The 3,879-nt window shown below is 62.1% G+C and carries 4 protein-coding genes; all 4 read left to right on the top strand.

The window, feature by feature from the left end:
- The first annotated feature begins 239 nt into the window (after positions 1-239).
- The 4 genes from EYB53_RS25100 (at position 240) to EYB53_RS25115 (ending at position 3,841) form a co-directional block, all read left to right on the top strand.
- Entirely contained in the window at positions 240-1,595 is a 1,356-nt protein-coding gene (locus tag EYB53_RS25100) for a CobW family GTP-binding protein (protein ID WP_135482325.1), read from the top strand.
- 23 nt (positions 1,596-1,618) lie between these two features.
- Positions 1,619-2,689 carry a WD40 repeat domain-containing protein gene (locus tag EYB53_RS25105; protein ID WP_135482327.1) on the top strand — a complete coding sequence of 357 codons (1,071 nt, stop codon included), beginning with the start codon at positions 1,619-1,621 and terminating at the stop codon, positions 2,687-2,689.
- A 20-nt stretch (positions 2,690-2,709) separates the two neighbouring features.
- Positions 2,710-3,324 (top strand): aspartate aminotransferase family protein, encoded by a 615-nt coding sequence (locus tag EYB53_RS25110; protein ID WP_135482329.1) that lies wholly within the window; start codon positions 2,710-2,712, stop codon positions 3,322-3,324.
- Between the two features lie 379 nt (positions 3,325-3,703).
- Entirely contained in the window at positions 3,704-3,841 is a 138-nt protein-coding gene (locus EYB53_RS25115; protein ID WP_135482332.1) for a helix-turn-helix transcriptional regulator, read from the top strand.
- The last annotated feature ends 38 nt before the right edge of the window (positions 3,842-3,879 follow it).

Below are 3,879 nucleotides of genomic sequence, written 5' to 3' on the forward strand. Positions count from 1 at the left end.
GAGGGCGTCCCGCCCTCGGAATGCCTTCGAGGGCGGGACGCCCTCGCTCCCAGGACAAGTGTGAACACTTACGACGGAACGACACTGAGCCTGGCTATCCGCCGTGCGAGACCGTCATTGCTGTGCTGTGACCAGGCCAGCCGCCTGAGCAGCGCAAGCTGCCCCAAGCGACAAGCACGATGACGGTCGCCACTATTCGCGATCGGTATGCTGCTGACGCATAACGAAGGAGAGACCCGATGACCGCGACCACGCTTGATGACCCACGCACCCCGGTGACCGTCCTGACGGGCTTTCTGGGGGCTGGCAAGACGACGTTGCTGAATCGCATTTTGACCGAGCAGCACGGCAAACGCATTGCCGTGATCGAAAACGAGTTTGGTGAGGTCGGCGTGGATAATGACCTCGTGATCAATGCCGAGGAAGAGATCTTCGAGATGAACAATGGCTGCATCTGTTGCACCGTGCGCGGCGACCTGATCCGCATTCTCTCGAACTTGATGAAGCGCAAGGATGCGTTTGATTACGTGTTGATCGAAACCACCGGGCTCGCTGATCCCGGGCCGGTCGTGCAAACCTTCTTGATGGATGATGAATTGAAGGCCAAGCTGCGCGTGGATGCCATCGTGACCCTGGTGGATGCCCGCCATATTGTGCTCCACATTGACAATGCGCCCGAGGCCCAAGAGCAGATCGCGTTTGCCGATGTGATCCTGTTGAACAAAACTGATCTGGTCGAGGTCGGTGAACTGGATGCGCTTGAGCGCCGCATTTTGGGGATGAACGCGGCGGCGAAGATCTATCGTACCCAGAACGCGGCCATTGATCTGGACGCCGTGCTCCATGTCGGGGGCTTTAACTTGGAGCGGGCGATGGAGATCGATCCGCAGTTTATGGAGCCCGAGTACCCCTTCGAGTGGGGCGGCATCTATCACCTGGAGGCTGGAACGTATACGCTGGCCCTCGATGAAGGGCCAGATCCGGCCATGCAGCTCGCTATGCTCCCAACTGAAGCCAGTACACCCGAAGCGCTGGCCGTGACCCAGGAGCAGGCCGTGCGGGTCTTTGCCGACGAGGAACTGGTGCTTGATTCGGGGGCAACGATCTCGCCGGGGGGCATACGCTACCGCCTGAACCTCTGGGATCCGTCGCTCCATTTCACGCTCGACATTTCCGCCCCTGGCGCGTATGCCCTGTTCACAGAGCACGGCCCCGATGAGTTCAACCTGCGCCTGTTGACGGGTGATGCTCCGCTTGCCCCAATGCTGGAACATGCCTACAAGCCTGACCACGAGCACGACGAAGAGGTCAGTTCGGTCGGGATTACGCTGACCGGCGACCTTGACCCGCAGCGGCTCAATCGCTGGTTGTCGCGGCTGCTGCGCGAGCAGGGTACCGATATCTTCCGCATGAAGGGCGTCTTGAGCATCGCCGACGATCCACGCCGCTTCGTCTTTCAGGGCGTGCATATGCTTTTCGATGGTCGCCCCGACCGTGCGTGGGGCAGCGAACCACGCACCAACAAGCTGATCTTTATTGGGCGCAACCTTGACCGTGAGCAATTGAACGCTGACTTTGTGGCCTGCTTGGCGTGAGCATAGTTGTATTGGAGGCAGCAATGAACCTCTTTCGTCCCCGGGGCCGTGCGGTCCCGTCGCCCACCAAGGTAACCCTCGCGCAACGCTGGCGAGCCCAGCTCGACGGGCACATCATTAGTCTGCGCTGCTCGCCCGACGGGACGCAGCTTGCCGCTGCGCTTGCCGATGGGCCGATCACGATCCTCGCGGTGACCGGCGAACGCTTGCACGAACTGCCCGGCCATGGCTTGGGCACGACGGCCGTAGCTTGGCACCCCAACGGACGACTGCTCGCCTCGGCCGGTCAGGACGGCCACGTGCGCTTGTGGGAGAGCCAGACCGGCGTGCAGGCGCTGGCGCTGCGCCACGCCACGAGTTGGGTCGAACGGGTGAGCTATGATGCGAGCGGTCGGTATCTGGCGGCGGCGGCCGGTCGCAGCCTGCGCGTCTGGGATGCGCTAGCAAATCTCGTCTGTGAGCACACCGATCACGCATCGACCATTGCCGACCTCGCCTGGAAGCCTGGCTTGCCCCAGATCGCCGCCGTCGCCTATGGTGGCACCACGCTCTGGGGCTTAGATGCGCGCACGCCGTTGCGACGTTACGCCTGGAAGGGGTCGTCACTCGTGCTCGCCTGGAGTCCCGATGGGACGATGTTCGCCACAGGCGACCAGGATCAGACCGTCCATTTCTGGTATGCCGCCAGTGGCAACGACCTGCAAATGTGGGGCTACGAGACCAAGATGCGCGAGTTGGCCTGGGATCCGACGAGCCGCTACCTGGCGACGGGGGGCGGGCGCGATGTGGCGGTCTGGGATACGCGGGCCAGCAACAAAGGCCCCGAGGAGAGCACACCGATCATGCTCGGCCTCCACGAGGCGTATCTGCGTGCCTTGACCTACCAGCACGCCGAGACGAACATCGCGCCGGCCATGCTGGCCTCGGCGGGCCAAGACGGGATGGTCGCGCTCTGGCGGCCAACGCGCAGTCAGAAGCCCCTGGCCCAGTATGCTTTCCCGGCACCGGTTAGCCAATTGATCTGGACTCCCGACGACCAGGCGCTGGCGGTGGGGTGCGACGATGGCACGGTCGCCCTGCTTGCGCTTCGGTAATGCGATGGAGGTCGCGATGGGTGCTTCAGCGCTGCATCGGCGAATTGAGCAGGCGAGAACGCACATTGCCGGCCCTGGCCCTCGACGCGCTCACACAGCCCGACGATCTTCCCGACGCCGCGCTGGCTCTGGCCCAACTGCGGCGCCTCGCAGGATCCGATGGGCTCGCAGCACGGCAGGGTGCAGCGCTGGCGACCGTGCGGCAGGGTCTGGAGGAGGCCGCCGGATTGCCGTTGCTCGCAGCGAACCCCGTGGTGCTGGCGCATCATATCGCGGTTCGCATCCCCGCGCCGTGCGATGCCGCCACGTTTTATGCCTATGTGCTTGGCGAGCAGACCCCGGTGCGCTGGCTGCCTGCCCTGCGCCCATTGCATTACGCGGCGATTCGCGCCGACGGTGTACCGAATGGTAGCGCAACAGCGGATTGCCTGGCACGGGTACTGCTGGTACCCGTCGGGCCAGACGACACCGCAGAAGAGCTGAAACACGCGGTGCTCGGTATCACCAAAGCCGCCGACTATCTGGGCGTACGCTGGACGACCGACCCGGCGCGCGCTGCCTGGTATGCTGAGTTGATGACCGCATGGTACGGCCTTGATCACGATGCCTTTCGTCCATTACGCGTCTACCCATAGCGTTCGAGTGACCCGTACAAACTGAGTGGCGCCTACGCCTACGTAACTTTCTAAGGTTCGCCCAAACAAGGCACACGATGCCGTCCGACTAGGCTCGCGGTATGAGCGAGCAACCGGCGATACACGTGGATGTTCCCACAACTCTCCTCGCTCTCCCCCAAAAACGAGGCTGGAAATGGTATTATTGACCTACACTCCCCAGCACATGATCGCTGGCGCTGGCTGCGCCCGTCGGTCAGTCTTTGTTCCAGGTTGATATTGGGTCTGCTGATGCTCTGCATTACATCACAATGCTGTGGCCAATGGAAGATCCAAAGCAATAGAAAAGACAATACAAAAACCATATATGGCTTTATCATACCCATCCTGGGGGTGACCAATGAGCGATGCACCGGCGTTCGCGCCCTGGCTGAAACAACGGCGCAAGCAGCTTGGCTTGACCCAGGACACCCTGGCACGCCGGGTCGGATGCGCCACGATCACGATCCAGAAACTGGAGGCGGGTGATCAACGATAATTAGAATTGCCGGTGGTGATCTTGAGAATTGCCGATCC

Origin of the sequence: Candidatus Chloroploca mongolica, from assembly GCF_004762035.2 — a bacterium.
Classification (GTDB): Bacteria; Chloroflexota; Chloroflexia; order Chloroflexales; family Chloroflexaceae; genus Chloroploca; species Chloroploca mongolica.